This is a genomic window from Flavobacterium kayseriense (assembly GCF_014305095.1).
Taxonomy (GTDB): domain Bacteria; phylum Bacteroidota; class Bacteroidia; order Flavobacteriales; family Flavobacteriaceae; genus Flavobacterium; species Flavobacterium kayseriense.
Genome location: NZ_JACRUI010000004.1, coordinates 92,679 through 118,948 on the forward strand (window position 1 = coordinate 92,679; position 26,270 = coordinate 118,948).

The 26,270-nt window shown below is 34.1% G+C and carries 18 protein-coding genes and 1 other RNA gene; 3 read left to right on the forward strand and 16 right to left on the reverse strand.

Features of this window, described 5'->3' with window-relative positions:
- Positions 1 to 8: 8 nt before the first annotated feature.
- Positions 9 to 1,220: a serine hydrolase domain-containing protein gene (locus tag H8R22_RS11765; RefSeq protein WP_187010587.1), complete on the forward strand. Its 1,212-nt coding sequence runs from the start codon at positions 9 to 11 to the stop codon at positions 1,218 to 1,220.
- 92 nt (positions 1,221 to 1,312) lie between these two features.
- Positions 1,313 to 1,709: a transfer-messenger RNA gene (gene ssrA / locus H8R22_RS11770) on the forward strand.
- 71 nt (positions 1,710 to 1,780) lie between these two features.
- On the opposite strand, the gene H8R22_RS11775 is transcribed toward ssrA, so the two are convergent.
- The 14 genes from H8R22_RS11775 to H8R22_RS11835 all read right to left on the reverse strand — a co-directional run bounded on the left by H8R22_RS11775 (position 1,781) and on the right by H8R22_RS11835 (position 21,591).
- Positions 1,781 to 3,139: a glycoside hydrolase family 28 protein gene (locus H8R22_RS11775; RefSeq protein WP_187010588.1), complete on the reverse strand. Its 1,359-nt coding sequence runs from the start codon at positions 3,137 to 3,139 to the stop codon at positions 1,781 to 1,783.
- Positions 3,140 to 3,145: 6 nt separating this feature from the next.
- Entirely contained in the window at positions 3,146 to 3,877 is a 732-nt protein-coding gene (locus tag H8R22_RS11780) for a rhamnogalacturonan acetylesterase (RefSeq protein ID WP_187010589.1), read from the reverse strand.
- 6 nt (positions 3,878 to 3,883) lie between these two features.
- Positions 3,884 to 4,861 carry a pectinesterase family protein gene (locus tag H8R22_RS15635; RefSeq protein WP_317171760.1) on the reverse strand — a complete coding sequence of 326 codons (978 nt, stop codon included), beginning with the start codon at positions 4,859 to 4,861 and terminating at the stop codon, positions 3,884 to 3,886.
- Positions 4,843 to 5,922: a pectate lyase gene (gene pelA, locus H8R22_RS15640; protein ID WP_225876020.1), complete on the reverse strand. Its 1,080-nt coding sequence runs from the start codon at positions 5,920 to 5,922 to the stop codon at positions 4,843 to 4,845. Before pelA ends, H8R22_RS15635 begins: the two co-directional genes overlap by 19 nt.
- An 11-nt stretch (positions 5,923 to 5,933) precedes the next feature.
- Complete coding sequence (locus H8R22_RS11790; RefSeq protein WP_187010590.1) at positions 5,934 to 7,565, reverse strand: glycoside hydrolase family 43 protein; 1,632 nt, start codon at positions 7,563 to 7,565, stop codon at positions 5,934 to 5,936.
- Positions 7,566 to 7,579: 14 nt separating this feature from the next.
- Entirely contained in the window at positions 7,580 to 8,800 is a 1,221-nt protein-coding gene (locus H8R22_RS11795; protein ID WP_187010591.1) for a glycoside hydrolase family 88/105 protein, read from the reverse strand.
- A 17-nt stretch (positions 8,801 to 8,817) separates the two neighbouring features.
- Positions 8,818 to 9,933, reverse strand: coding sequence for a glycoside hydrolase family 88/105 protein (locus H8R22_RS11800; protein ID WP_225876022.1), 1,116 nt, complete (start codon positions 9,931 to 9,933; stop codon positions 8,818 to 8,820).
- 92 nt (positions 9,934 to 10,025) lie between these two features.
- Positions 10,026 to 10,994, reverse strand: coding sequence for a DUF4861 family protein (locus H8R22_RS11805; RefSeq protein WP_317171761.1), 969 nt, complete (start codon positions 10,992 to 10,994; stop codon positions 10,026 to 10,028).
- Complete coding sequence (locus H8R22_RS11810; RefSeq protein ID WP_187010593.1) at positions 10,991 to 11,959, reverse strand: alpha/beta hydrolase; 969 nt, start codon at positions 11,957 to 11,959, stop codon at positions 10,991 to 10,993. The genes H8R22_RS11805 and H8R22_RS11810 overlap by 4 nt, the downstream gene beginning before the upstream one ends.
- A gap of 5 nt (positions 11,960 to 11,964) precedes the next feature.
- Complete coding sequence (locus H8R22_RS11815) at positions 11,965 to 13,416, reverse strand: right-handed parallel beta-helix repeat-containing protein (protein WP_187010594.1); 1,452 nt, start codon at positions 13,414 to 13,416, stop codon at positions 11,965 to 11,967.
- Between the two features lie 83 nt (positions 13,417 to 13,499).
- Entirely contained in the window at positions 13,500 to 15,077 is a 1,578-nt protein-coding gene (locus H8R22_RS11820; protein ID WP_187010595.1) for a DUF4957 domain-containing protein, read from the reverse strand.
- 30 nt (positions 15,078 to 15,107) lie between these two features.
- A complete protein-coding gene (locus tag H8R22_RS11825) occupies positions 15,108 to 16,898 on the reverse strand; it encodes a RagB/SusD family nutrient uptake outer membrane protein (protein ID WP_187010596.1) in 1,791 nt (596 codons plus the stop codon).
- 18 nt (positions 16,899 to 16,916) lie between these two features.
- Positions 16,917 to 20,129: a SusC/RagA family TonB-linked outer membrane protein gene (locus H8R22_RS11830; protein WP_187010597.1), complete on the reverse strand. Its 3,213-nt coding sequence runs from the start codon at positions 20,127 to 20,129 to the stop codon at positions 16,917 to 16,919.
- A gap of 34 nt (positions 20,130 to 20,163) precedes the next feature.
- Positions 20,164 to 21,591, reverse strand: a complete 1,428-nt coding sequence (locus H8R22_RS11835; RefSeq protein ID WP_187010598.1) for a glycoside hydrolase family 28 protein — start codon at positions 21,589 to 21,591, stop codon at positions 20,164 to 20,166.
- Between the two features lie 488 nt (positions 21,592 to 22,079).
- Between H8R22_RS11835 and H8R22_RS11840 the strand changes: the two genes are divergently transcribed.
- Positions 22,080 to 23,108, forward strand: a complete 1,029-nt coding sequence (locus H8R22_RS11840) for a LacI family DNA-binding transcriptional regulator (RefSeq protein WP_187010599.1) — start codon at positions 22,080 to 22,082, stop codon at positions 23,106 to 23,108.
- Between the two features lie 59 nt (positions 23,109 to 23,167).
- Here H8R22_RS11840 and H8R22_RS11845 read toward each other — a convergent pair whose 3' ends face one another.
- Both H8R22_RS11845 and H8R22_RS11850 read right to left on the reverse strand, forming a co-directional pair.
- Entirely contained in the window at positions 23,168 to 24,784 is a 1,617-nt protein-coding gene (locus H8R22_RS11845) for a UxaA family hydrolase (protein WP_187010600.1), read from the reverse strand.
- Positions 24,785 to 24,814: 30 nt separating this feature from the next.
- Complete coding sequence (locus tag H8R22_RS11850; protein ID WP_187010601.1) at positions 24,815 to 26,260, reverse strand: tagaturonate reductase; 1,446 nt, start codon at positions 26,258 to 26,260, stop codon at positions 24,815 to 24,817.
- Positions 26,261 to 26,270: the final 10 nt, after the last annotated feature.

The following is a 26,270-nucleotide window of genomic DNA, read 5'->3' on the forward strand; positions in this document are numbered from 1 at the left end:
CCACACTGATGATTTTAAGAAAAAAAGCAAATATACTACAAATACTCCTTTTACTTTTGGTTTTAGGCTCGTGTAAAGAAAACACAACCGATCAAAAACAGGAAACTACTGAAATACCCAAGGATACAATGCCGCATTTGGAACCAGCGATTCAAAAATCGGCTCGTCTAGATCCTAATTACGTTAGCAGTAAAAAAAATGCCATCAATCATTTTTATACTAAAACGTGGCCAAATAACAGCATGAATGGAAGTATTCTAGTAGCGAAAAATGGGCAAATTATTTTCGAAAAATATGAAGGTATGGCAAATTTCAGATCCGAAACGCCAATCACTGCCACTACTCCACTTCACTTAGCTTCGGTAAGTAAAATAATCACTGCAACGGCAGTTTTAAAACTTATAGATGCTAACAGAATAAAATTAGATCAAAAAGTCAATACAATATTACCGACTTTCCCCTACCCTGATGTAACGATTAAAACACTTTTAAACCACCGATCAGGGATGCGTAACTATGCTTACTTTACTGACAAAAAAGATGGAGTATGGGATCGACACAAAATATTAACAAACCAAGATATTCTTGATATCATGGCTACAAAGGATATTAGACTAGAGTCAAAAACTGACACTCGATTCACTTACTGTAATACTAACTATGCCATATTAGCATTAGTAATTGAAAAAGTGACAAAAATGAGTTACAAGAAAGCCATGGATAGGATGATATTTAAGCCGCTTTCAATGAAAAACACCTATGTATTTGATTACGAAACTGATAAAGACACAGCAGTAACTTCATACAAGGGCAATAAAGTAGAAATAGGTAAAGACTATCTTGATGCTGTATATGGAGACAAAAATATCTACTCTACTCCAAGAGATTTGTTGAAATTTGATTTAGCCCGCAATGCACCTGGTTTTTTAAATCCTAAACTTTTAAAATTAGTTTACACCGGATTTAGTAACGAACATCCCGGAGAAAAAAATTATGGACTAGGGATCAGAATTATTAACTGGAAAACAGGCCAAAACTTTTATTTCCATAATGGTTGGTGGCATGGTAATACCTCATCCTTTATCACATTACAAAAAGAGAAGGTCACAATTATTGCTTTGTCCAATAAGTTCACAACGAAAACCTATCAAGTACGTAAACTTTCGAAATTATTTGGTGATTATCCTTTTAAATTAGGTGGAGACGACAAAGAGGAATAATATTTGCAGTAGATATAGTAATCAAAGTATAATTATTCAAGTTAAAAATTGTATTTTTGCACACTCAAAATTAATAGATTTTGAAATAATTTGGGGTCGACTGGTTTTGACAGCAAGTCGAATTGAGAAGTAAGCACGTCGAGCATTGAGACCTTGCTCGTAAATATAAGATCTTACAATTTTACACGGCGAAAATAACTACGCTTTAGCTGCATAATCCGAATTACAGTACGATTACGCCACGTTCCTATCAGATAGGAAAGCTGGATTCTCCTTGAAAGCCTTGGTTTGTGGCGTTCAGTCCAGGAGAACCGTAAAAATAAACCTAGATTTCCATAAGCTTCGGGTGGATTTCAAAATTAAGAAGATAAGTAGTGTGTGGCTGTTTCTGGCCTAGCTCACTATCGAAAATCTAATCAGGAAATAAACGCGTAGAAAGCTTTTTAGTTGCTTGTTTGGACCCGGGTTCGATTCCCGGCGACTCCACAAAACCCTTGTAAACTCAATGTTTACAAGGGTTTTTTTTAAACAAAATTTGTTTTTTTAGAAACAATTGATACCTATTTTACTGCACTAGGTACTCCAATTTGATCTCCTATTATAATTTCGTTCAGACTAATATTCTTCGTGTTGGTTAATGTCATTCCATTCTTAGCAGCTTTTATTTTAATATTTTCTAATGTAATGTTCTCTACTTTACTTTCAGGAAATCCCTCAATAACTATAGCAGCATTTGAAGCATTCTCGCAACTGATGTTAGAAATATAAATATCTGAAATTTTAGAAGGAAACAAACCACTTCCCTCTCCATGATAGTTTGCGGTCATGTAAATACAATCCTCTACTTTACCTAAACTAATATTAGAAAAATAAATATCTTTAATAAACCCTCCTCTATCTGAATTTGTTTTAATATAAATTCCTCGTTTTAAATATCCACTAGCCTTACAATTATCTACGTATACATTACGTATGCCTGCAGACATTTCACTGCCAATAACAATAGCATGTAACCCCTTAAACTCGCAATTTCTTATTACAATATTTTCTGACGAACCATCTAATGCTGATCGGCCTTCATCATCTCTACCTGCCTTAATCGCGATATTATCATCTGCATTATTAAACTTAATATTTTCGATTAAAATATCACTCGAATATTCTGGGTCAATACCATCATTATTATAATTTTGAACGTCATAACTGATTCCGCGAATTGTGATACTTTTAGACTTCAATAAGTGAATACACCAAAATGGAGCATCTTCAATTTTAAAATTTTCAAGCAAAATATTTTTAGAATTGATAAACTGAATGAGCTGTGGCCTTAAATAATGACCTTGACCAAATATTCTATCTTTTACAGCAACATTATTATGATTCATTTCTCTACTTAATAGTTGATCTTTTTTTTCTAAAGACTTCCATTTGTTCCATGTATCATGCGCTTCACCATCAATCACTCCTTTACCCGTAATAGCAATATTTTCAACATTATTACCATAGATCATCGGACTATAATTATAAAGCATAGTCCCTTCCCAACTAGTTAACACTATTGGATAATCTAGTGGGTTAGAACCAAAACGTATTACTGCTCCTTCTTCTAGATGTAGTTCTATATTGCTTTTAAAATGAATAGGACCATTAACAAGATATTCGCCCTTTGGAACATATATTTTTCCGCCTTGGCGCTTTTCACATGCTTTCATAGCTTTATCAAAAGCAGGCTTACAGTTTGTAATTGCATCTCCTCGAGCACCGAATTGTTTCAGATTTACTGTATAAGTTCCAATATTTGGTAATTTAATGCGATTAACAATTCTTTCTATTTCTTGAGACACTAATTTAGTATTTTGCTGTGCCAATATACTATGGAAACAAAACATCATTAGTAAGTATAAGTATATGCTTTTCATATTGATCTACTTTATATGTTTTTTTAAATCTAAATCACTCATTTTTAAGGCAGCTATTACTAATTTAGCAACCTCCGTAGCCCCTAAGTTTGATAGATGCGTATCATCGTTTTTTTCTTGTTTATAATATGAATTTTCTCCCGCTTTAAAATGTAAATGCAATTTTTTTGATTCTTCCATACCATAGGACTCTTCCAGTTTTTCTGTTAAATAATTTAGGTCAATAAAAGGCACATTGTATTGTTGCGCTACTAAACGGGTCTCCATGGGATAATCGCCATGTGTATCAACTAAGACACCATTTTCATTGAAATTCCTTCTAACGATAGATGAAAATAAAATAGGAGTTGCTCCCTTTGCACGGGAATCCATTACAAACTTAATTAAATTGTAACGGTAGGCAGTGTGTGGATTTGTATAGCGCTTTGGGTCCTCTACTTTTTGATCGTTGTGCCCAAATTGTATAAAAACATAATCACCTTTTTTCAATATTTTGCATACGGAATCCCATCTGTTTTCATTTAAAAAACTGCGGGTACTTCGACCATTTACTGCTCTATTATCTATAATGATACTACTATTAAAAAATGGCGCTAGCACCTGTATCCAGCCATGCTCCGGATTTTCTGCAGGATTTACTTTACTTGCCATAGTTGAATCTCCAATGCTAAATATTGTTGTTTTTTGGGCAAAACAACTAGAAGTAATCAACAAAATAATCATCAACCTATTTTTCATATTATTTTATTTAAAGTTTAAATACCAGATGTTTTTTAAGTCTCTTCCCTTATCACCAAGAATTAAATTTAGAGTATATTTTTTAGATTGAGCCCTAGTTAATTGATGTGACCATGAAACTCTTTCTTTAGGTTTAAAACCTTCTCCAGTACAATTATATTCCGCATAAAAAGCGGTTTTTTCGGCATCTGATTTAGACCAATTATGCCAGCCGACTTCCTTTATATGTTTTCCCAATTCGCAATTTATAAAAACAGTTTTAGCATAAATACGCCAAGGCCTTCCAAGATAAACCTCATCAATCCCCTCATTTGCTATCAGTTTACAGTTTTTAAAAACATAACCGAAAGAGCTGTTTTGTGGAGTTGAGGCCGCAGTTATATAGGAGTTTTTTTTACTATTGATAATACAATTTTCAAATAAAACGGTAGCATCGCCAAATATGAAATCAGTAGTACCTTCTATATAGCAGTCTTTAAAATAATTCTTAGTCCCCTCCCCTGAAGTATAAAGTGTGTCTTGATTGCCTATTAGAGAACAATTCAAAAACATTACTCGATCAGCATTCACATTTAATGCTACTGCCTGTCCTACTTCTCCCGATGAGTTGATTATAGTCAAGTCCTTTGCATAAAAATCGTTCCCCTCAACTAAAACAGTATAGGTATAAAAAGTACTATTCCTACCCAAACCTATTTTATTGAAATAATCATCAAAAGTTATAATTGTTTTATCTCTGCTTTCACCAACTAATGTTATTTTAGGATTCCAAGAATGGATTTTAACTTTTTCCTTATAAATTCCATTTTTCACAAAAATTGTGATTCTTTCGTCAGGAAAAGATTTTGCTGCGTTTACGGCATCTTGAATTTTATAAAAATCACCAGTTCCGTCTTGTGCTACGATAATATTATTTTCGTCTTTTGCTGAATTTTTGGTTATTATTGTAGCCTTATCATTTTCAACTAGATTTTTTTTTTCCACAGTTCGTATTTCTTAAATACTTCTTTAGGCTCATTGGTGTACCACGCATAGCCATTTCTGCGTTCTTCTCCTATCTCAGATAAATCGTATTTCTTGATTCCGTCTCTATCACAAAAGAAAGGTTTGTTATTATCTAATTCCATAAATCTAGCCCACAAAGCAGGTGCATTGTTATCAGGAACCATTTTTTTATCAATAACTTTACCGTTTTGAACGATTCGATCCTCTCTCAAACCTTTAATTTGAACTTTTTCAAACCAAATTACAGCGCTATTAATTGCATTGATTACTTCCTTTGATGGTTTTTGAATCGTCATCAATAACAGAACAATTTGAGCGGATTCTTTTCCACTTAACGAGGGAAGTTCATATGCCCTAGCTTTAGCAGGTGCCAAAGTTTTCTCATCGTGCTGTGCACACCAACTAGTCAGAACTCCATTTTGTTTGTACTGCGTTTTTATAATACAATCGATTCCTTTATTAAAGGCTGTCGTGACTTTTGCCAAGACTTCGTCAGATGGTTGAATCGAGTAAAAATTAGTTTTATCTTTAATTTCCTTGAGTACATTTAAAATATTTACCATTGAATCATCATTGTACGTAATATGAGTATAATAGCCTTTTTTCAAGGGGTAAAATTGCGGCCATCCCCCATTATCATATTGTGCCTCTAAAATATAATTCAATCCCGCTAAAAAAGCATTTTTATATCTTATATCAGGAACTTGCCTATAAATTTTTGACAAGAATACCATTTCTTGGTAGGTTGCTCCATTATCAGTAGTTATATCATGAAGATCTGATTTTAATAAAACTAATTGGTTTCTTTCAGTATCAGAAAGTGACTTTTGCATTTGAATATTTTTAGGCCAGCCTCCAATATTTCGTTGATAAAGCAATACATTTTCGGCAATTGCTTTTGCTTCATTTGATGAAAACCAGTTCGCATCCTCTATTTCAGTAATACTTTTCCATGATTTATCGTTTACTTGCGCATGAATGCTAATGCAGCTTACGCAAGAAAATAACACAAAAATTACAACTTTTTTAAAATGATTCATTTTCTTCTATTTTAATTATTTTTATTAAATCTAATCCAATCAATTGCCACGCTTCCAGCATCATTTATTTTTCCCTCTCTAAGTGCTGCAAAACCTATTTTAGCACCAATCCACTTTCCTGCTGTGGACTTAAAATCGTTCCCTACGGATTCAAACTGCTTCCCATCTACACTATAAAAAAAACTACAGATTCCTCCCTCTTTTACTTTAACCTGTAAATAAAACGTTTTATTAGCCAGCTTTATGCTTTCGGTTTTAGTTTCGATACCTTTATTATCTGCATTATTACAATTGACTTGAGAAATGAATAATGCTCCATCATCTTGTTGTACTTTAAGATAACTATAGTCCAAACCCATAATTATCAAGCCAGTATTCTCCCCATCAAATCTAGAGTTAAAAGTCATTTTTGCGGTAGCAGTAAATTGATTCGAGGGGAATTTTTGCAACAAAAGATTTGGTACTTCAAATAAATTTATTGTGTTTTCGACTTTAGGCTGACAAAATAAAGTATAATACCCACTACTAGAAGGAAGCCCCCAATAGAGTTTTGGATTTGCATGCCATTGCCATTGTAATCCTAATTTTGGAGCATTAAACTCATCTGAATCAGGAGGAGTTACTATAGGATATATTGTTCCCACATTTGGTTTTTTATAACTTGCTACAGGCTCTCCAACGCCATTTTTATCTTTATCTTCACCTATAACAGGCCAATTATCTTGCCATTTCATTGGCTGTAAATGGACAATTCTTCCATATGCTCCCTTATCTTGGAAGTGAAAAAACCAATCTTCACCGCTTACCGTTTGTACCCAAGCTCCTTGATGAGGTCCGTTGATTTTCGTATTACCTTGCTCCAATACTTTTCTTTTTTCATATGGACCATAAATATTTTTGGAACGCAAAACAGTTTGCCATCCAGTAGCTACTCCTCCCGCGGGCGCAAATATGTAATAAAAGTCATTTCGTTTGTACAATTTGGGCCCCTCAATAGTTCCCTCGCCTATATGACCGTCAATTATCATAACATCATCATTATTTGCTGCCGTGCCCTCTGAATTTAATGTACAAATTGCCAAAATACTTTTGATTCCTGCCCTGCTTCCGGCAAATGCATAAGCAAGATAAACTTTGCCGTCATCATCCCATAACGGAGATGGGTCTATGATTCCTTTACCCTCCTTAACTAATGTTGGCTCGGACCAGAGTCCCTTTGGATTTTTGGTTTTAATCATATAAATACCAAAGTCAGGATCTGGATAGTAAATATAAAACATCTCGTTATGGTAGCGAATGCAAGGTGCCCAAACACCATTTCCATGCTGTGGCGTATCATAAACATCAAATGGAGGTTGTTTTTGAAGTGCATAATTAACCAACTCCCAATTAACCATATCTTTAGAATGAAGTATGGGCAGTCCTGGAATACAATTAAAGGATGAAGCAGTCATATAATAATCTTCACCAACCCTTATTACATCAGGATCAGAATAATCAGCATGAAGGATGGGATTTTTATAGGTTCCATCTCCATTATCTGCTATCCATACTTTTGAAATAGTATTTTCAATATTTACTTGAGCAGTCATATATTGATTACTCACAGACAATAGCAATAGGTAAACTTTCGAAAATCTCATGCTCCGTTTTTTAATTATCTATTTAATTGTAACGCTGCTAAAATAAAAGGCCCTGTCGCTTTAGGGTCATTGTCCTTTTTACGCTCGTTTACATAATATTCATAGGAACCGTCGCGATATGGATTACCACCAAGACCAGCAACAGCACAGGCTTGCGTGATTGTAACTTCACCATCAACAGCTACTTTTATTAACTTTTGCGTCAATCCGTCAAAAGCTTTATTTGCTAAAGCCTTAAATTTAGGAGGTAAATATCCTTTATTTGCTCCCTTTGCCAAAGCATAGGTGAACATAGCACTTCCTGATGCTTCCAGATAATTTCCTTCTTTTGGTCCCATATCAGTTACTTGATACCATAATCCTGATTTATCTTGGAACCTTACTAAATTCTCTGCTATAGTATTCAAGTAACCTACTAACTCTTTTTGTTTTGGATGATCTTTTGGAAAATAATCTAAGACATCAACTAAAGCCATCATATACCAACCAATCGATCTTGACCAAAAATTAGGTGAAGTACCTGTTTCTGGATTTGCCCATGGCATTTTTTTACTTTCATCCCAACCGTGATATAACAATCCCGTTTTTTTATCTGTTGCATGTTCCTGGATCAATTCAAATTGTTTAGCCACATCATCAAGATTTTTCCCTTTTTCAAATGTAATCGTGTATTGAGCATAGAATGGTTCCCCCATGTATAATCCATCTAACCACATTTGATTTGGATATACTTTCTTATGCCAAAAACCTCCATTTGATGTCCTTGGTTGTTGTTCTATTTGTTTTCTCAACATGTGCATTGCAACCAAATAGCGATTGTCTTTAGTGGAAGAATATAAATCAAATAAAATCCTACCAGCAACAACCATATCAATATTATAATTTTCTAATTTATACGTCTTAATAACACCCTTATCATCAATTAAAATATCTGCATAACTCTTGATATAATTTTTATATGCAGGGTTATTGTGTTTCTTACTTAATTCTTCAATAGACTTTAAAACAAGTCCATGAACATAATCCCATTTGGGCTCCGTAGCATCATCTATCATAAACGATTGTTCATGGCGTTTCATCACGGACTGCGCCATTCTTTCTGACCACTTCAAGTCCTTAGAAATAATTACTGATTGCTTTGTTGCTGATTGTGATATCATTTTGCAACTTGCAAAGCTTATCAAACAAAGTACTACAAACGATAATATGCTAAGTATTTTTGCGTTTTTTCTCATTTTTATGATTCTAATTTCTATTTATCTAATTCAATTGCACTTAATATAAAAGCCGCTAGAGCAGGCGAGCCATTTTCTTTGGGCCTACCCGTAATGTAATAAGCATTGCTCCCATCTCTAAAGGGATTTCCTCCTAAACCTATACTTGGTGAGACATTCTTAATATTCAAGTTGCCTTTCTCATCGACAGAGACAAACTCTTTTATAAAAGTAACAAAAGAGGTTTGGGCTTGCTTTTTGTATTTGGAAGACAAATAACCATTATTAGCTGCTTTAGAATAAGCGTATATAAACATTGCCGAAGCTGACGACTCGAGATAATTACCTTTTAACATGGGTTTATCAGTAACTTGATACCACAAACCCGAGTTTGTTTTATATCGCAAAACACTTTGAGCAATCTCCTTTAAATAGGACACTAACAATTTTTGTTTAGGATGATTTTTAGGATAATAATCCAATACATCAACCAAAGCCATCATATACCAGCCAATGCCTCTTCCCCAAATAGTGGGAGAAGTACCTGTTTTAGGATCTGCCCAAGCCATTTGTTTACTTTCATCCCAACATTGATATAACAATCCTGTTCTTTCATCTGTAAAGTGGTCGTGCACTAAACTAAATTGTAGGGCGATATCATCTAAAGAATCCGCATTTTCATATCCAACTGTATATCGAGTATAAAAAGGTTCTGCCATATACAAACCATCTACCCACATTTGATTGGGATATATTTGCTTGTGCCAAAACCCGCCACTTGCAGTTCGAGGTTGATTTTTAATTTGATCTCTTAATTGAAGCATTACTTGATTATACTTTTCCTCTTTCGTGACATCATAAAGTGTAAACAGTACATTTCCTGGATTAACAAAATCAATATTGTAGTCCGAAACATTATATCCCTTTATTTCTCCTGAACTTTCAATAAGTTCATCCGTATACTCTTTTATATAACTCAAGTAGGTGCTATTATTTGTTTTCTGATATAATTTATCAAAAGCAAAAAGTAAAAAACCCATTTTATAGTCCCATTTTGGCTTTTTGTTATCATCAATTTGCCAAGCTTTGGGGTAATTATTCATTACAGAAATAGCTGCTCTTTCAGACCATTTTTGACTTTTCACAATTGTCATTTGCCCTGATATTTTTAAACTAGAAAACAGCAATGACAAGATTAGATACTTGTAAAAAAAAGTCGGTTTCAAAATGGAACTAAACATCAGTATTAAATTTTATTTTTTCTATTAAGCTCTTCTAGTTTTTGATCTAAATAGCTTACAAATTCCTGTTTTGATTTGATTCCATTTTTTTCTTGTTCCCATGCACCTAAAAAGTAAAAAGAAACAGGTTTAGTCGTTGGTTTAAAAACTAAAAGATGATCAAACTCAGCATCAACAACATCAGCTACTGTACTTACTTCATAAAACAGAGCCATTCCCAAATTATCCGGCACTAATGATTGAATCCCATAGGTTGCAAGATATGCCCATTTTTTATTGGTACTACTTTTTAGGAGTAATTCTGTATTTTTTTGTTTGACAATTCCTGTACAAATACCTTCTATAGCTTGCGAAGCTTTAATAGTATGTTGGGTATATCTATCATCAGGTTTAATTGTTAATTCTGACATGAAATTTATCTTGTTTGAAGCTGTTTTCCAACCTGTATAATCGATTTTTACAATCGATTTATCTCTTGTGTTTTTAACTGTTGCTTCTGTAACATCTACTTCATAAAAATGTAGTTTTTCATTATTCACATAACGATCGATAGAACCGATCCCAATTCCTTTCCCAGCCTTAAGTATATCAGCTCCCCAATCACTCATTTCGTGATAAGAATCAAAACCATCTTGACCTACTTGAGGCAGAATGATAGCTTCTGTCTTTTTTCCATAAATATCAATAGCATTTCGCCAATCTAAATACAATCGATATCCAATTTTATTGCTTTCCCATCCTGGTCCTTCGTATCGTATATCAAACGAATGATCCGTATGCTCGGGAGCTAGCCTCAGAGTATCTACATTTTTAAATGTGCCTCCAATATATTTACGACCCTCCCATTTACCTCCTTGCTTGACAGATATCTCTGCATAGGACTTAGCAGTTGATATATCATATGTAGATTGTGCTTTACAATTTGAAAATGCTATTAGTATAGCCGCAGAAAATAACGTTGTTGCTTTCATCATATTTTTTTAAAGATTGTCTGTAAAAATTGTGTTGTGTACTCAACAGTTTGCTCGAACCAAGGATCGAATAACCAAAAAGAATGAGGCGAACCAACAATTGTTTTTACCTCAGAATATATATTATTTCTATTTAAGATTGAAATCATGTCGTCTCGACCAGCATGAAATCGATCAAAGCTACTATTAATAAACAATATTGGTGGTGCCTTTTCATCAACATGATTCAGAGCCGATGCATCATTCCAAACATATGACTTCTCATCATAAGTCCCACCTAGCCATAAAGCCGCCATTTCGCCCTCATTAGATTCTGGATGTTTGAATGCCAAAATACCGTCTATATTGACTATCGCTTGAATAGTTGTACTAACTTTTGATTTCAAATCAATTTTATCCTCAAATTCCTTATTTTTGTTAGTAGTCCCAACTAAAGCTGCCATTTGTCCGCCTGAGGAACAGCCTAAAACAGCAACTCTAGTCGTATCTACATTAAACTTTGCTGCATTTGATTTCACAAACTGAATTGCACTTTTAACATCGTAAATTGCGGAGGGATACTTCGCTTCTGGAGATAAACGGTACTCAATCGTAAAACATGAATAGCCGTTTGCAGCCAGTTTAGCGGCCATTGGACTCATCATTGATTTATCTCCTGACTTCCATCCTCCACCGTGAATCAATAAAACGGCAGGGTGTTTATCCGGAAAACTTGAATAATAGGCATCTAACCTCAAAATCCTGTTTCCTATTTTTTTGTAAATAACTTCCGTCTCTTCTGTTATACTGTTTTCAATCTGTTTTGAAACAACATTAATATCAGGATATTTTTTAATTAATTTATTATAAGTACTTGCTACGGTATAGGAAGTATCTCTCTGAATTTTATTTTGTGAATAACAAAAAAAACTACTCCCTATTAAAATAAGCTGAAAAAATATTTTCTTATACAAAGTACATCCTTTCATGATTATTAAAACTCGAATGCACCAATATCAGGAGCGTTACCTTTAAAGGGTAACCCAACATCAATTCCTTTATCTATTAAATCACTTCCTGAAACAAGGTTCATAAATGTAATATCAGGTAAACTACCATCTGCTTTTCGAGCTTGTAATAGTTGAGAACTTGCTAAGCTTTTGAAATCAGCGGCATCAGTAACAATTCCGTTTTGCCAGCTATTATTAGTTACGTCAGTCGTTGCGGCCCCAGCTGATCCAAAAGCTCCCATAGAACATGCGTTTTTCATGATTAGCTTAGCCAAGGGATTTGTATTACTAAAAGAATAATTAACTCCATTATTATAGGCTGAGCAATTATATATTTCTACCACACCTCTATTACTATTATGATCAAAACCATCTGCAACATTATCAACAGCCAAACAATTTTTATAAATTGCGTTGTGCTTAAGTAATTTATCATCACTACCGCCCGTTTTGAAACCGTTTCCATCGCCTGAACCTTTACTTCCACTTTTTAAATACCCATTTTTGATGGCCCAACAATTAGTATAAGTAGTTGTAATATTATCTGTACCTCTAAGGTATCCATCCCAACCGTCATCTAGATTTTGCCAAGCTCTACAGCCAATAAATCTATTTCCAGTCCCCGCTGTCAATTTACAGGCAAAACCATCAGCATTTTCGAGTGTTGAATCGGCATTAAAGTAGGAGTCACAGTTAAGAATAGTATTATTTGCAGCACCCGAATCTAACTGAAGTCCAGTATCTGCACATTCTGAAAAAGTACAAAACTCAATTAGATTATTATTTCCCTTGACCTGCAATCCATTATCTCCTGCTTTATAAACATCTATGCCTTTTATGTGCCAATAATTACCTTGAAGCACGATCCCTTGGTTTGAAGAATTTTCAGGCATAGACGAAAAATCTATTTTCGGTCTGTTTTTATTTATTTGTCCCTTTAAGGTAATTAATTTATCAGGAGTACCTGAAACAGTCAAATTAATTTTAGAATTGAATACATAAGTGCCTTCATTCAGTATTATCGTTGAACCAGCTTGAACCTTGGCGATTGCTGCTGTTAATTCTGCTGCATTGCTAACATAAAATTCATTAGTAGGTACACTAGCAAAACTGGAAATTAAAATGATTTTTGTTGCAATAACTGTATTTTTATCAATAGCAGTAGCCGATATAGTTACGGTACCATTTTGTTTGGCAGTAAGTAAACCACTGGATGATATTTCAGCAATTGTGCTATCAGAGGACTGCCAAGCTACTGATTTATTTGTTGCATTTTCAGGTGATATTGAAACACTAAATTGCTTGCTAGTTCCAGTTGTAATATTATCGCCTACAATAGTTAAACTCTTAACATTTATAGTAGCTGCAACACTTGGCGTTTCCTCTTTCGAACAAGAAAAAAAACTAACTATTAGTAAAATGTAAATTATTCTCATTTTGATTTCGTCTTTAATTAATCATAAATCAAGTTAAAAAGTAGGCTCGATAAAAACCGAGCCTTTAAAATCTAAAAGTTATTTTATCTCCAAAACGGATCTCCAATTCCATTATCAATTAAAGTTTGATTCTGAATTTTGAAATTACCAGCAGCTGCGTTTACAAATTGTGGATTTGCTACGACGCCTGATGTATCAGGCTTGTTACCAGAGATCGTTGCATCCATAACAAATGGTGCATTAAAATAGTAATTAGCCGTATAACTTGGGGTTGCTGTATTTGTTTGATTAGAGTAAACTGCACTTGTCTCAGCCACTAAAGTGTTTTTAACTATAGATGCATTATTTAAGGAGCGAACATATAACAGTCTTTTAGGAGCAGTTGTTGGTACATTAGCTATATTAGAAACATTGTACAAAGTACATCTGTCTATTAACACATTCGTTGTTAAGCCAGTTCCTGAAAAAGTACCAGCATCGACCCTAACGAAATCTCGGCCCGCTGAGCAATTATTGAAAGTTGAAGTCTTTAAACTAACTGCCCCGACGAAAGTTGTTCTGAAATCTATAAAATCAGCACCTGCGTTTGTATTAACATTTGTAACTTTACAATTTTCGACAGTAACAGAGCTCACTTTAGAACTTGCCATTGAAGCGTATACTAATGATCTCTCATAATTTTGGACATCACAACCTCTAATTAGTAAATTGCCATAAGTGGTGCTAGTATTACCGATAGTTAATACAGCTGAATTCGCACCTGTTATCGCTGTATCTCCATTTAAGTCTAGATCTACTAAAGATACATCTGCAGTTCCTGAATTAAGGGTAAATTTAAGATACACTTTAGGTTTATTATATGGGTAAAGTCCTCTAATTGTAATCGATTTATTTAGAATTATTTCTCCCACATATGCCTTATATTCCCCAGGAGACAAATACAATTCAGCACCTGCGCTAGCGGATGCAATTTTTGCATTAAGGTCATCAGTTGGATTAATTAGAATACCATTCCCTATATCTACCAAAGTCTTAAAACTTTTAAATCCTCTTTTTTTTGTACCATTAAATAAATCAACAGTATAGGATGTGTCTCCCACCAAACCAGTTACAGTTGCGACACCAGCAGCTTTTTCAGATGCTGAAATAACCTTGCGAATATTTCCCGGATTAACCACTAATTCAGTAACATTACTATTTGCAACCCATCTAAAAGTAGCTTGTTTGGCTTGAATATCCGCATCCTGAGATGCTAAAAATAGTTGCTCGGACAAAGTCGTAACTGTAACAATTGACCATTTAGAATCCTCGCGTCCAACAGCACTAATTGCTTTTACCCTTATAGAATAAACTGTTTCTCCCTCCAAGGCAACCTGTAATGGTAACTCAGTAGGAGCCACTTTTATTTTCTTAAATATAGAAGTAAATAAAGGATCATCTGCACTAATTTCTACTTCATAAAAATCTATATTTTCTTTTACTGTCCAATTAAGTTCTACAGTTGTTTGATTTCTAACTCTAGCTGTAAGGCTTATTGGCGCAAAAGCTCTACTCACTTCAAGTCCATTTATTAACTCTTCACCGTATCCTGTGCATCCTATTATAAAAGATGACAACAAAAGCAAAGCAACTAAACCTTTTATTTTAAATGTATTTTTCATAATCACAATTGAATTAAATTATTTAAATTTTTAGTAGCCATAGTCGTTTACTAATTTTCCATTGCTACCATCGATGAAAACCTGCCATATAGGCCAAAACTGCCTGTTATCAGGATTAACCCCAGTTTTATACAAAGAATTAACCTTTGTATCTACTAGTGACTGCCATGAAAATGCAGAGTAATCAGGCCCTGGATTAGCAATTTCTCCTCTATTTAAACCATAGATAGTCAATGATACATTATCTGCTTTAAATTTGTAATAAAGTGTAGTTGGTACATCTGCATATTCACCAGTTCTATTTTGTAAATTAGTCATTTTAGCTTTTGCTTCGTCTAAATTATTTTTAAGCAAATTCCAGCGTATTAGCGCTTGCTTTCTCTCCATTTCACCAGTGAATTCATACTTATGCTCTTTTACAATAGCATCAAACATTGCTTGCTTACTTATTAAGTTGTTAACGTAAGCATCTACTTTAACGGGATGCAACTGAGTTGCAAAAGCTCTTCTTCTAATTTCTTTTAAATAAGGTGCCGCAGCCGTCGCACCTTCCAATTCATTTGCAGCTTCAGCTGCTATGAAAAGTACTTCCGCATAACGCATATACATTTTATTGATTCCATCATCGTTAGTTGAAGTGATAAAGCGCTTGGTCCATTCATAGCGATATTTACCAAAATACCAAGTATCAGACCTACCCAACTCTTGCTTTGCAATTCCGTTTACAGCAGTTCCATATCTATAAGGTACACAGCTAACATCTCTTCGTGTATCGACTTCATCAAAATCATAGAAAACAGTGGGAAGCGGTCCTGCTACTCCTCCACGATTATTACCATTTGCATGAAATTGATCACTTGTAGTATGACGCACAGCAAAAGTAAAAAGCATACGTCCTCTTCCTTCTGCAAAAGGTAATTCCCACAATGATTCGCCGCCTGCTGCGATATTCTCTTCATTGTATTTTCTCCACAAAGTCTCAAATGATGATTCTAAACGAGCTGTTCCACTTTGCATCACCTCGCGAGTTTCATCTAAAGCTAGCTTATACATTTTTGCTACTGAAAGTTCACTATCATTGCTTCGACGTACACCATCAGGGTACTGTTGAAAACCACTTGCGGCCATTGCTAAACGAGCACGAAAAGCTTTTACAAATGCTTTATTAATTCGCTCTACCGTTGCCGTTGCAGGACTCTGATTAGGCCAAGCAACTAAGGTTGCTGCTTCTCCCAAATCTTGTATAAGCCGTTTATAAATTTCATCACGACTTGACTTTGGCAAGTACAAAGTTTCTGAGTTTATAGGTTCAAAACGTGCTGGAACATCTCCCCATGCCTTAATTAAATCGGCATAATAAATAGCGCGCAATGTTAAGGCTTCCCCAAGTAATTGCCCTAATTCATTTCCTGGATTTGGATTTCCAAATGCACGAAGCCCACGAATGCAAATATTTGCACGTTCGATACCTGAATACATCATTGCCCAAGCATTGTTGGTAGTATTCATATTTGTATTATTAGGCTTGGTATCATAGACACATAGGTCAGCGTTGTCACCGGCTGTTTGCGAAGTGTTAAGCCATTCTGTATCGGTATTAAGTCCATAAAAAGGTAAAAATCTACCTCGATAGGAATTTGTTTCTGCAAAAGGTATTTTTATACCATCGATTGCGCCTTTGGCTAAACCTGGAGTGGAAAAAATAACCGACTCATCTAGAGTTGATATTGCTGGTGCATCTAAAAAATTATCAGCCAAATCTTGACAACCAACAAAAAAACCTGATAAAATTAGTGATACAATAATTACTTTATGTTTCATCTTTTGATACTTTTAAAATTAAAAATTTAGATTAAGACCAAAAACTAGTTGTCTACTTCTTGGAAATGGAGAGTAATCAACACCTGGCGTTAATGGCGTATTCCTTCTTGTGGAAACCTCAGGATCGAGGCCCGAGTAGTTAGTGATAATAAACACATTATTGGCAGTAGTATATAACCTGAATTTAGAAATTCCATATTTAGAAATCCACTTACTAGGTAAAGTATACCCCAAACTAAGCGTATTTAATCTTAAAAATGATCCATCTTCAACTGCCCAATCACTAAAAACAAAACGAGACATATAAGGTGACCACATAGTGGTACTTGCATTTAGAGCCGCGAGTGCAGTTGGATCTGTAACTAATTGTCCTGAATTTGGATCAAGGTTAGTCCATCTGTTTCCATCTTCCATTACCGTACTAAGATTTCTGTATTGTCCATTCAAATTAGATGTTGTAAATTCAATTTTATTGGCATTATAAACATCATTACCAACACTCCAGTTAAAGGCAGCTGACAAGTCAAAACCATATGCATTGGCATTAATAACCATACCTCCTGTATGTTTTGGATTTGCATTTCCGATTACTGAAAGATCACTCGCACCAACAAGACCATCACCATCCAAATCTTTTAACTTCATTGTCCCAGGCCTAACTGCTCCCACAACATTAGAGCTATTTGCTACACCTGTTTTAAGAACATAATTTCCTCCAATAAAATCAAAATCAGAGACTTCGTATCTACCGTCACTTTTATACCCATACATCAAGCCTATTGGTTGCCCTACTTTTACAACATAATCATTTCCGATTTGCGTAGAAGCCCAATTTGTATTTTGTCCAAAATCATTTAAAAGACCTAATGAATTTATCCTGTTTTTGTTGAATCCAATGTTTGCAGAAAAATTTAATCCATAATCAGCTTTATCAATTGCAACAACATTTATTGAAGCTTCAAATCCTGTGTTTTGGGTTTCTCCCATATTTCTGAATTGAAAATCATAGCCAGTTCCAGGAACTGGAAAACGAATCAAGAGATCTTTAGTGAGATTTTTATACAATTCAAATGTACCACTTACGCGCCCTTTAAAAAACTCATAATCAACTCCTAAATTTTGAGTTACTGTAGTTTCCCATTTAAGATCAGGATTAGCAAGAGTCTTTGAAGCAGCCCAATAATTAGTAACACCATTTATCCAAGTTGAAGTTGATGATTGGAAGTTTTGAACTGTTTGCCCAGTTGGAATATTATTATTTCCAGCTTCCCCATAACTTAATCTTACCTTAAGAGAACTAAGCCAAGAAATATCTTTCATGAAATCCTCTTCGCTAATTTTCCATGCTGCAGCAGCTGCAGGAAAATAACCCCAGCGATTATTACCTAGAAACTTGCTTGATCCATCAGCACGATAAGTTGCGGTGAACAAGTAACGATTTTTTATATCATAATTTACTCTTCCAAAAAAGGACAATAGAATATCATCAGGGCTATAATTATTATCAACTCCTTGTGGTACTCCCTGAGTTGTCAGGTTTTTAGCAGTATTAAAGTCAAAAAACTTAGGAAATCCATGTATTGTACTTTCTATTTCATTTGATTTAAACTTAATCATTTCTTGCCCTACTAGAACTTTTATTCTATGATTTGTACCAAGTAAATTTTTAAAATCATAATTTAAAGTATTGGCATTTCTAAATCGAATATTGTCACGATTACTTATAACTAGAGCTGGACTGCCCTGATTAGTTGCTGTAGGCACATTATTAACATAATAAGTTGAGCGTCCGTAGAAACGATAATCTTTGTAATTAAAATTATCTAAACCTAAGTCCGTTTTAAATTTAAGATCTTTAAATATATCCCATGACAAACTACCAAGCATGTTAAAATTCTTTCTCGTTTGTAAACGGTCATTATCTGCTACTGAAACAAAAGGGTTAACTAAATAACTAGAAACTGCTTCATCAGTATTATCAGTGGTTAAACCTGGTAAAGGTATTGGTGAATACCCAACACTGTGTCGAAGTCGAGCATCTGCAGAAGAGATCTCGTTTTGCTCATTTACTCCTCCTCCATTAATTTCTGTATCAGAATAACGCATAGTAAAAGACAAATCAATTTTGTCACTTGCTTTATTTCTCATACTAAACGATAAATTGTTTCTTTTAAATTCAGATCCAACCATAATGGCCTTTTCATCATAATGAGCATAATTAAAGTTATAATTTAATTTTTCACTCCCTCCGCGGATCCCTAAATCACGACTATTTACTTCCCCTAAGCGGCCGTATATTTGTTTTTGCCAATTATTACCTTTGAGCCCTTTGTATTGATCAAAATCTTGCCATTGACCAAAATATCTCTCGTAGGAGCTAACGTCGTTTCTTAATAAAGCATATTCATATTGCCATTTTACAAAATCTTCTGGCTGTAATACATCTATTGTGTTAGCGATTTTCTTGATACCATAAAAAGTATTAAAACTAACAGATATTTTGCCATCTTTACCTGTTTTTGTTGTAACTATAATTACTCCATTTGCTCCTCTAGAACCATATATAGCAGTAGATGACGCATCTTTTAATACTGTAATGTTTGCAATATCTGATGGTGATATATCACTCAAACTATTGACTGGAAAACCATCGACAATGACTAATGGAGAACTATCTTGAGTAAGTGATCCACCACCTCTAATTCTAATTTTTATTTCAGAATCTGGAGAGCCTTCAGATGAAGTAATTTGAACTCCTGCAATTTTCCCCGTCAAAGCTTCAGCAACATTAGAAATTGGTGTTTTTTTCAATTCCTCCCCTGAAATTGTAGACACTGAACCGGTTAAATCAGCCTTCCGAGTAGTTCCATAACCAATTACAACTACTTCATCTAATTTTGAAGTAGAGTCTTTTAAAACAATACTCAGTGACTTATCTTTCCCTACTGTTTTACTTAATGATTCATAACCTAAATACGAAAAAATTAATACACTACCTGGTCCTGCTACGCGCATGGAAAACTTACCATCTAGGTCAGAAGTTACAATGTTCTTAGTGCTTTTTTCCATAATATTCACACCGGGAATTGGCATATTAGCTGCATCAGTTACAGTCCCAGTAATAATAACACTACCCTGAGCATTCATAGTATTACCTGACAATATACCAAGCAATAAAAGAAAGGCTAAAAAAATGTTATTACCTTTTTTAAATAAATGTGTTGTAATCATAATTAGTCGTTTGTTAGTTTTAAATTGGTTGTCGTTAGTTTAATTTTGGATTTTTCATCAAAACTCCATTGATGTAGGTATTTATAAATCTCAATCCTTCAAGATTTTCTATTGAATAGGCATCATCTACCTTATCAATCTTCACGTTGCTGAAAAGCACATTCTGAATAGGTAATTCTTTACGTCCTCGTGCCAATATACCATACTGCCCACCGTTTTTTACAGTTACATTTTCTAAGAATACGTTTCGTACTTGTGGAATAAAATCTCCCGTTTGATTACCATATACATCATAAAACATATTAATTTTCAATACTGCTTCTTTTACTTGTCCGATCTTAAGGTTTCTAACGTATACATTCTCTACAAGTCCGCCTCGTTTAGAATTTGATTTGATACGAATTGCACGATCAAGATTTGGGCTGTCCATTATACAATTTTCAACAAATACATTTTTCACTCCGGCAGAAATTTCACTACCCATAACTACTCCTCCATGCCCATCTATCATATTACAATTTTGTACTATAATATTTTCACTAGGAATACCTACTCGTCTACCATCAGCATCTCTACCTGATTTAATCGCTATACAATCATCTCCTGTATTGAAAGTACAGTTTTTAATAATTACATTTTTTGAATATTCAGGATCACAACCGTCATTATTAGGACCATGACTTTCGACAGTTACTCCATCAATAATAACATTTGATGATTTCATAGGATGAATAACCCAAAAAGGGGCATTTATAATTTTCACATCCTTTAATAAAACATTAGTACATTCAAAAAAATCAACAAAGGTGGGTCTCAAATAATTTCCATCGCCAAAAACACGATCCGAAACTGGAACACCTTGCTGTGCCATCTCCATCAAACGAAACAGATTCAAAGGATCCTTCTGACTTGGCATACCTGCTTTCCATCCATAAGAAGTTCCTGCCGACCATGGCCACCAATTTTCATTAGTTGCCTGCCCGTTTAGAATACCTTTGCCAGTAACCGATACATTGTTCTTTTTGTATACATAAATCAAAGGAGAATAGTTCATTAATTCAGTACCTTCATATGATGTGTGAACAATAGGATAATCTGCAGGGTTAGTACTGAACAATAACTCAGCACCAGCTTCTAAATGTAAATTTACATTACTCTCCATAACTATAGGACCCGTGGCATATCTTCCTGAAGGAACAAGAACCCTTCCACCACCATTATTCGAACAATGTAATATAGTTTTATTGATAGCATCAGTATTATTGAACATACCATCAGACTTTGCTCCAAAATCTAAAATATTATATGTTTTGTCAACAAATGTTGGCTCTTTCACTTTAAGTACTATTTGCTCCATTTCACGCCAAGCATTCTTGGTAACACTATTTGAAGATTGCTGTCCTTTGCAAGATGAAAACAATGCTATTAAAACAAGAAAGTAAATATTTCGTAGTATTTTCATTTTTCTAACATATAGAAGATTATTAATTTAAAAAGAATGGTAACATCTAAGCAGAATATAATTAATTTTTAACCCATTTTTTGCAGAACAACATCATAATTCAAATATTTAAATAATGTGAATTAAAAATTAAAACAATAAATGTAATCGATTGCACAAACCTATCTATATTTTTTTAATTTACCAAAAAAAAACTATTAAAAATTCATATCAAATAGAAAAAAATACATTTAATTATACATACAGTAAAAATATAGCAAATTATTAGTGCTTTATGCTTCCTTAAGGATCTACTAAAAGCGATTATTGCCAAAACACAGCAAGATTTTACATCTTATATATTTGTCCATGGTATTAATGAGGTATGCTTATCCTAGATTAAGGTTCAAAAAAGAGATTAATATAGTAGTAGAAGCAAGAATGTAATCGATAACAAATACGCCCCATAATCAAAAAAAAAGTTTAATTTTACCGCTTTAAAAAACAACATGAGCAACAAAACTACAATATACGATATTGCAAAAGAGTTAAATATAACAGCTGCTACTGTTTCTAGGGCTCTAAACAATAACCCGAAAATAAGTTCTGCTACCCGTACTCTTGTGATGAGCACCGCCGCTAAGATGAATTACAAACAAAATAAATTAGCGTTAGCTCTTAAAAGTGGAAAAAGTAATAACGTCGGTGTCATAGTTCCTAGAATCAATACCAATTTCTTTGCTTCAGTTATAAGAGGAATAGAAGAAGAACTACAACCTAACGGTTATCAAGTAATTATATGTCAAACTCATGAAGATGAGGAGAGGCAAATTGAAAATATTAACACCTTATTAAATGCTCAGGTGGATGGTATATTGATGTCAATTTCAAATGTTTCTAAAAAAAATGATTCCTTTATTGAAAGAATAGTACAAAAAAATGTTCCACTAATTTTCTTTGACAGGAAAAAAAATATGGAAGGTGTTAGTTCTGTTACTATTAATGACTTTAAAGGTGCTTATTTGGCAACGCAGCATTTAATTGACCAAGGAAATAAGCGAATCGCTTTTCTGTCAGGAGATCGCTCATTAGAAATATATGAAGATCGATACAATGGTTATGTTGCAGCTCTAGCAGATAATTCTATTGAACTGATTGAAGATTATATCATAACTATAAAGAGTAACGTTGTAGTTGGTCGAGAAGTAGTGGAACAATTATTAAAACTCGATCATCCCCCAACTGCTATATTTTCTACTAGTGATTTCGCGGCATTAGGTGCGATTCAAAAATTAAAAGAATTTGGTGTGAAAATTCCAGAAGAGTTTTGTGTTTTCGGTTTTGGAAATGAACCTTTTACCAAGTTTATGGAGCTATCAATTTCAACTGTAGATCAGTCACCTTTAGAGATGGGTAGGATGGCCGCCAAAGTATTCTTGGAACAAATAAATAATAGTGATAATTTAAAAATAGAAAAAAAAGTTGTCTTGATGCCTGAGCTTCACATCAGAAAATCATCTTTAAAATTTCCCAAATAAAAAAAGCGTGAAGTATATAACTTTCACGCTTATCAACTTAAACAAAACTAAATAAATTACTATAAAGAAACTCCTCTTTTCCAAGGGATAAAATCATTCTGATTTAGAATAGCAGCTTTTGTTTTAATGGTACCACTGGCTACGTTAATTATAAATTCTAGCATTTCATCAGCCATCTCCTCTATAGATTTTTCGCCTGTAATAATTCCTCCAGTATCAATATCAATAATATCCGACATTTTTCTGGCTAACTCAGAATTAGAGGAAACTTTTACGACAGGTGCGATAGGGTTACCTGTGGGTGTTCCTAAACCTGTAGTAAAAAGAACCATATTAGCACCCGATCCTACCATTGCGGTTGTACATTCCACATCGTTGCCTGGAGTACAAAGCAAGTTTAAACCTGGTTTTGAAATATATTCTCCATAGTCTGAAACCCCTACAATGGGCGAAGTACCTCCTTTTTTGGCAGCACCAGCTGATTTCATCGCATCGGTAATTAAACCGTCTTTAATATTCCCCGGAGACGGATTCATGTCAAATCCAGATCCAGCATCGACAACCGTTTTTTCATACCATTTCATTAGCTCCAAAAAGCGTACTCCATCTTCTTCTTCATTGCAACGATTCACTAATTCTTGTTCAACTCCACACAATTCAGGGAACTCTGAAAGTATTGTTGTTCCTCCTAAAGCAGTTAATAGATCCGAAGTTACTCCCAATGTAGGATTGGCCGAAATACCCGAAAAACCATCTGATCCGCCGCATTCTAGGCCAATTGTTAATTTGGATAATGGTGCAGGTGCTCTCTCCAACTCATTTGCCTTTTTAATGGCTTCAAAAGTATCTTTTACAACACTACTTAACATAGCATCAATAGTACCGATTTGTTGTTGATCGTAAATCAACACGGGTTTAGTACTATTGGGATTTATTTCGTTTAGTGCATCCTTAAAGATCTGAATTTGTAAGTTTTGACACCCCAAACTCAAAACTGTTGCACCTGCTACATTGGGATTATTGACATAACCCGCTAACAATTTGGCTAAACTATGCGAATCTTGACGAATTCCGCCACAACCACCTTGATGCGTGATGAATTTTACTTCTATATTTTTAAATAGATCCGTTTCATTAGAACCGCCACTATTTCCTTCTACTCCACTTTCAGAATTTACCAATGAACGCAATAACAATTGGTAATCGTTTTCTTTTGGCTTCATTAATTCCTTTTCGAAAATATCTTTTAAAATTTCAATATTTCTATTTTCACAAAAAACCAATGGAAAAAATAACCATACATTTTCGGTTCCTACTTGGCCATCTTCTCTATGATAGCCCTGAAAAGTTCTGTTTTTCCATTTATCTACATTAGGAACAGTCCAACCAATTGTTTCTGTCTTTCCCGTTACTTTATCACTTTCATGCTTCACATTTAGCGTCGAAAGCAAACCACCTTTTTCGATTCGTTCGCTTGCTTTTCCTACCAAAACACCATACATAATAATACGATCACCCTTGTCAAATGCAGTCATCGCAATTTTGTGCTTCATCTTTACATCAGTAAGTACTTTGATCAGTTCTCCTTCAAATTGTATCTCTTCTCCTTGAGTGAGATTTACTAAAGCCACCGCCACATTATCAGATGGATTTACTTTTATTAATTTCTTTTGCATAATTATAAATACTATAATTCGTGACTACTACTAAACTTGTTTATTAAAATTCACAAAACCTTGCTCAATTCCATTTGCCTCAATTTCATTCAATGCCAATACTAAAGCACTTGATAATCCTTTGATTTTTGTTAAATCTTCTCCCCAGAAATCTTGGTTTGACAAAGTTTGTGCAACTACTTTTGTACTGCTATTTGACGCCCATATTTGTTGAAAAGCATCTGTAATTTCCTTGCTATCATCAACTGGCAAAGTCTCTTCATTCCAAGATCCTTTATAAAAACGAATCAAACACGCAAATGCAAAAGTCAAGTTTGTTGGTACCTTATCAAATTTTTCAATATATCCCAAAACACTTGGTAAGACACGAACTTTAAATTTTGAAATCGAATTCAAGGCAATACTAGAAAGATTGTGTTTTATAAATGGGTTTCTAAAACGATCTAAAACTGCATCTGCAAACAAATTTAATTCTACTTTATCCATTGCAATTGTTTCATTGATTTCTTCAAAAATCGCTTTATTGATAAATGCCCCAGTAAAAGCATTATCTACTGTTTCTTTTACCGTTTCGTTTCCATACATTAATGAGAAAGGAACCATTGCTGTATGTGCACCATTTAAAATTCTGACTTTTCTAGTGCGATACGGCTGCATATCTGCAACAATTTTAACGTCTAGATTTGTTTTATCGAATGGTAATTTTGCTTTTAAATCAGATCCTCCCTCAATTACCCAAAGAAAAAATGTTTCGGCAGTAACAATTAAATTATCTGCGTACTCTAGTTCTTTATTGTAAGCATCAATTTCGGCTCTTGGATATCCTGGTACAATCCGATCTACTAAGGTGTTGTGAAATGAATTGTTAGTTTCAATCCAGTTTTTAAAATCAGCTCCTAAATTCCAATCATCACTGTATTTTAATATAATTTCTTTAAGCGTATCGGCATTGTTATTAATTAATTCACAAGGAATAATCGCCAATCCTTTTGCTGCCTCTCCGTTAAAATGTTTGAATCTTTCGTGTAAAAGTACTGTTAACTTCGCTGGATACGAACTTGGTGGCTGCATCGTTGGAGTATCTGTACTTACATAAGCAATACCTGACTCTGTTGTATTCGAAATAATAAATGCCAACTCTTCTTCTTTAGCTAAAGCCAAATAATCATTGAAATCAGTATACGGATTGATTCCTGATACCAAGTTTGAAATCACTATTTTCTCTTGAATTTCTTTTCCTTTTGTCAAGCCTTTCATGAACAAAGTATACAAGCCATCCTGGTCGTTTAGCATGTTGACCATTCCGTTTTCAATAGGTTGTACGACAGCAATTCCAGCATTAAAATCTACCTTTTCATTTAATTCCTGAAACGCATAATCGATAAATGCTCTTAGGAAATTCCCTTCGCCAAATTGCAGTACTTTGATAGGCTGCAATTTTTCTAAACCTGTACTTATTCTATTTAATTTTTTCATTATATATGGA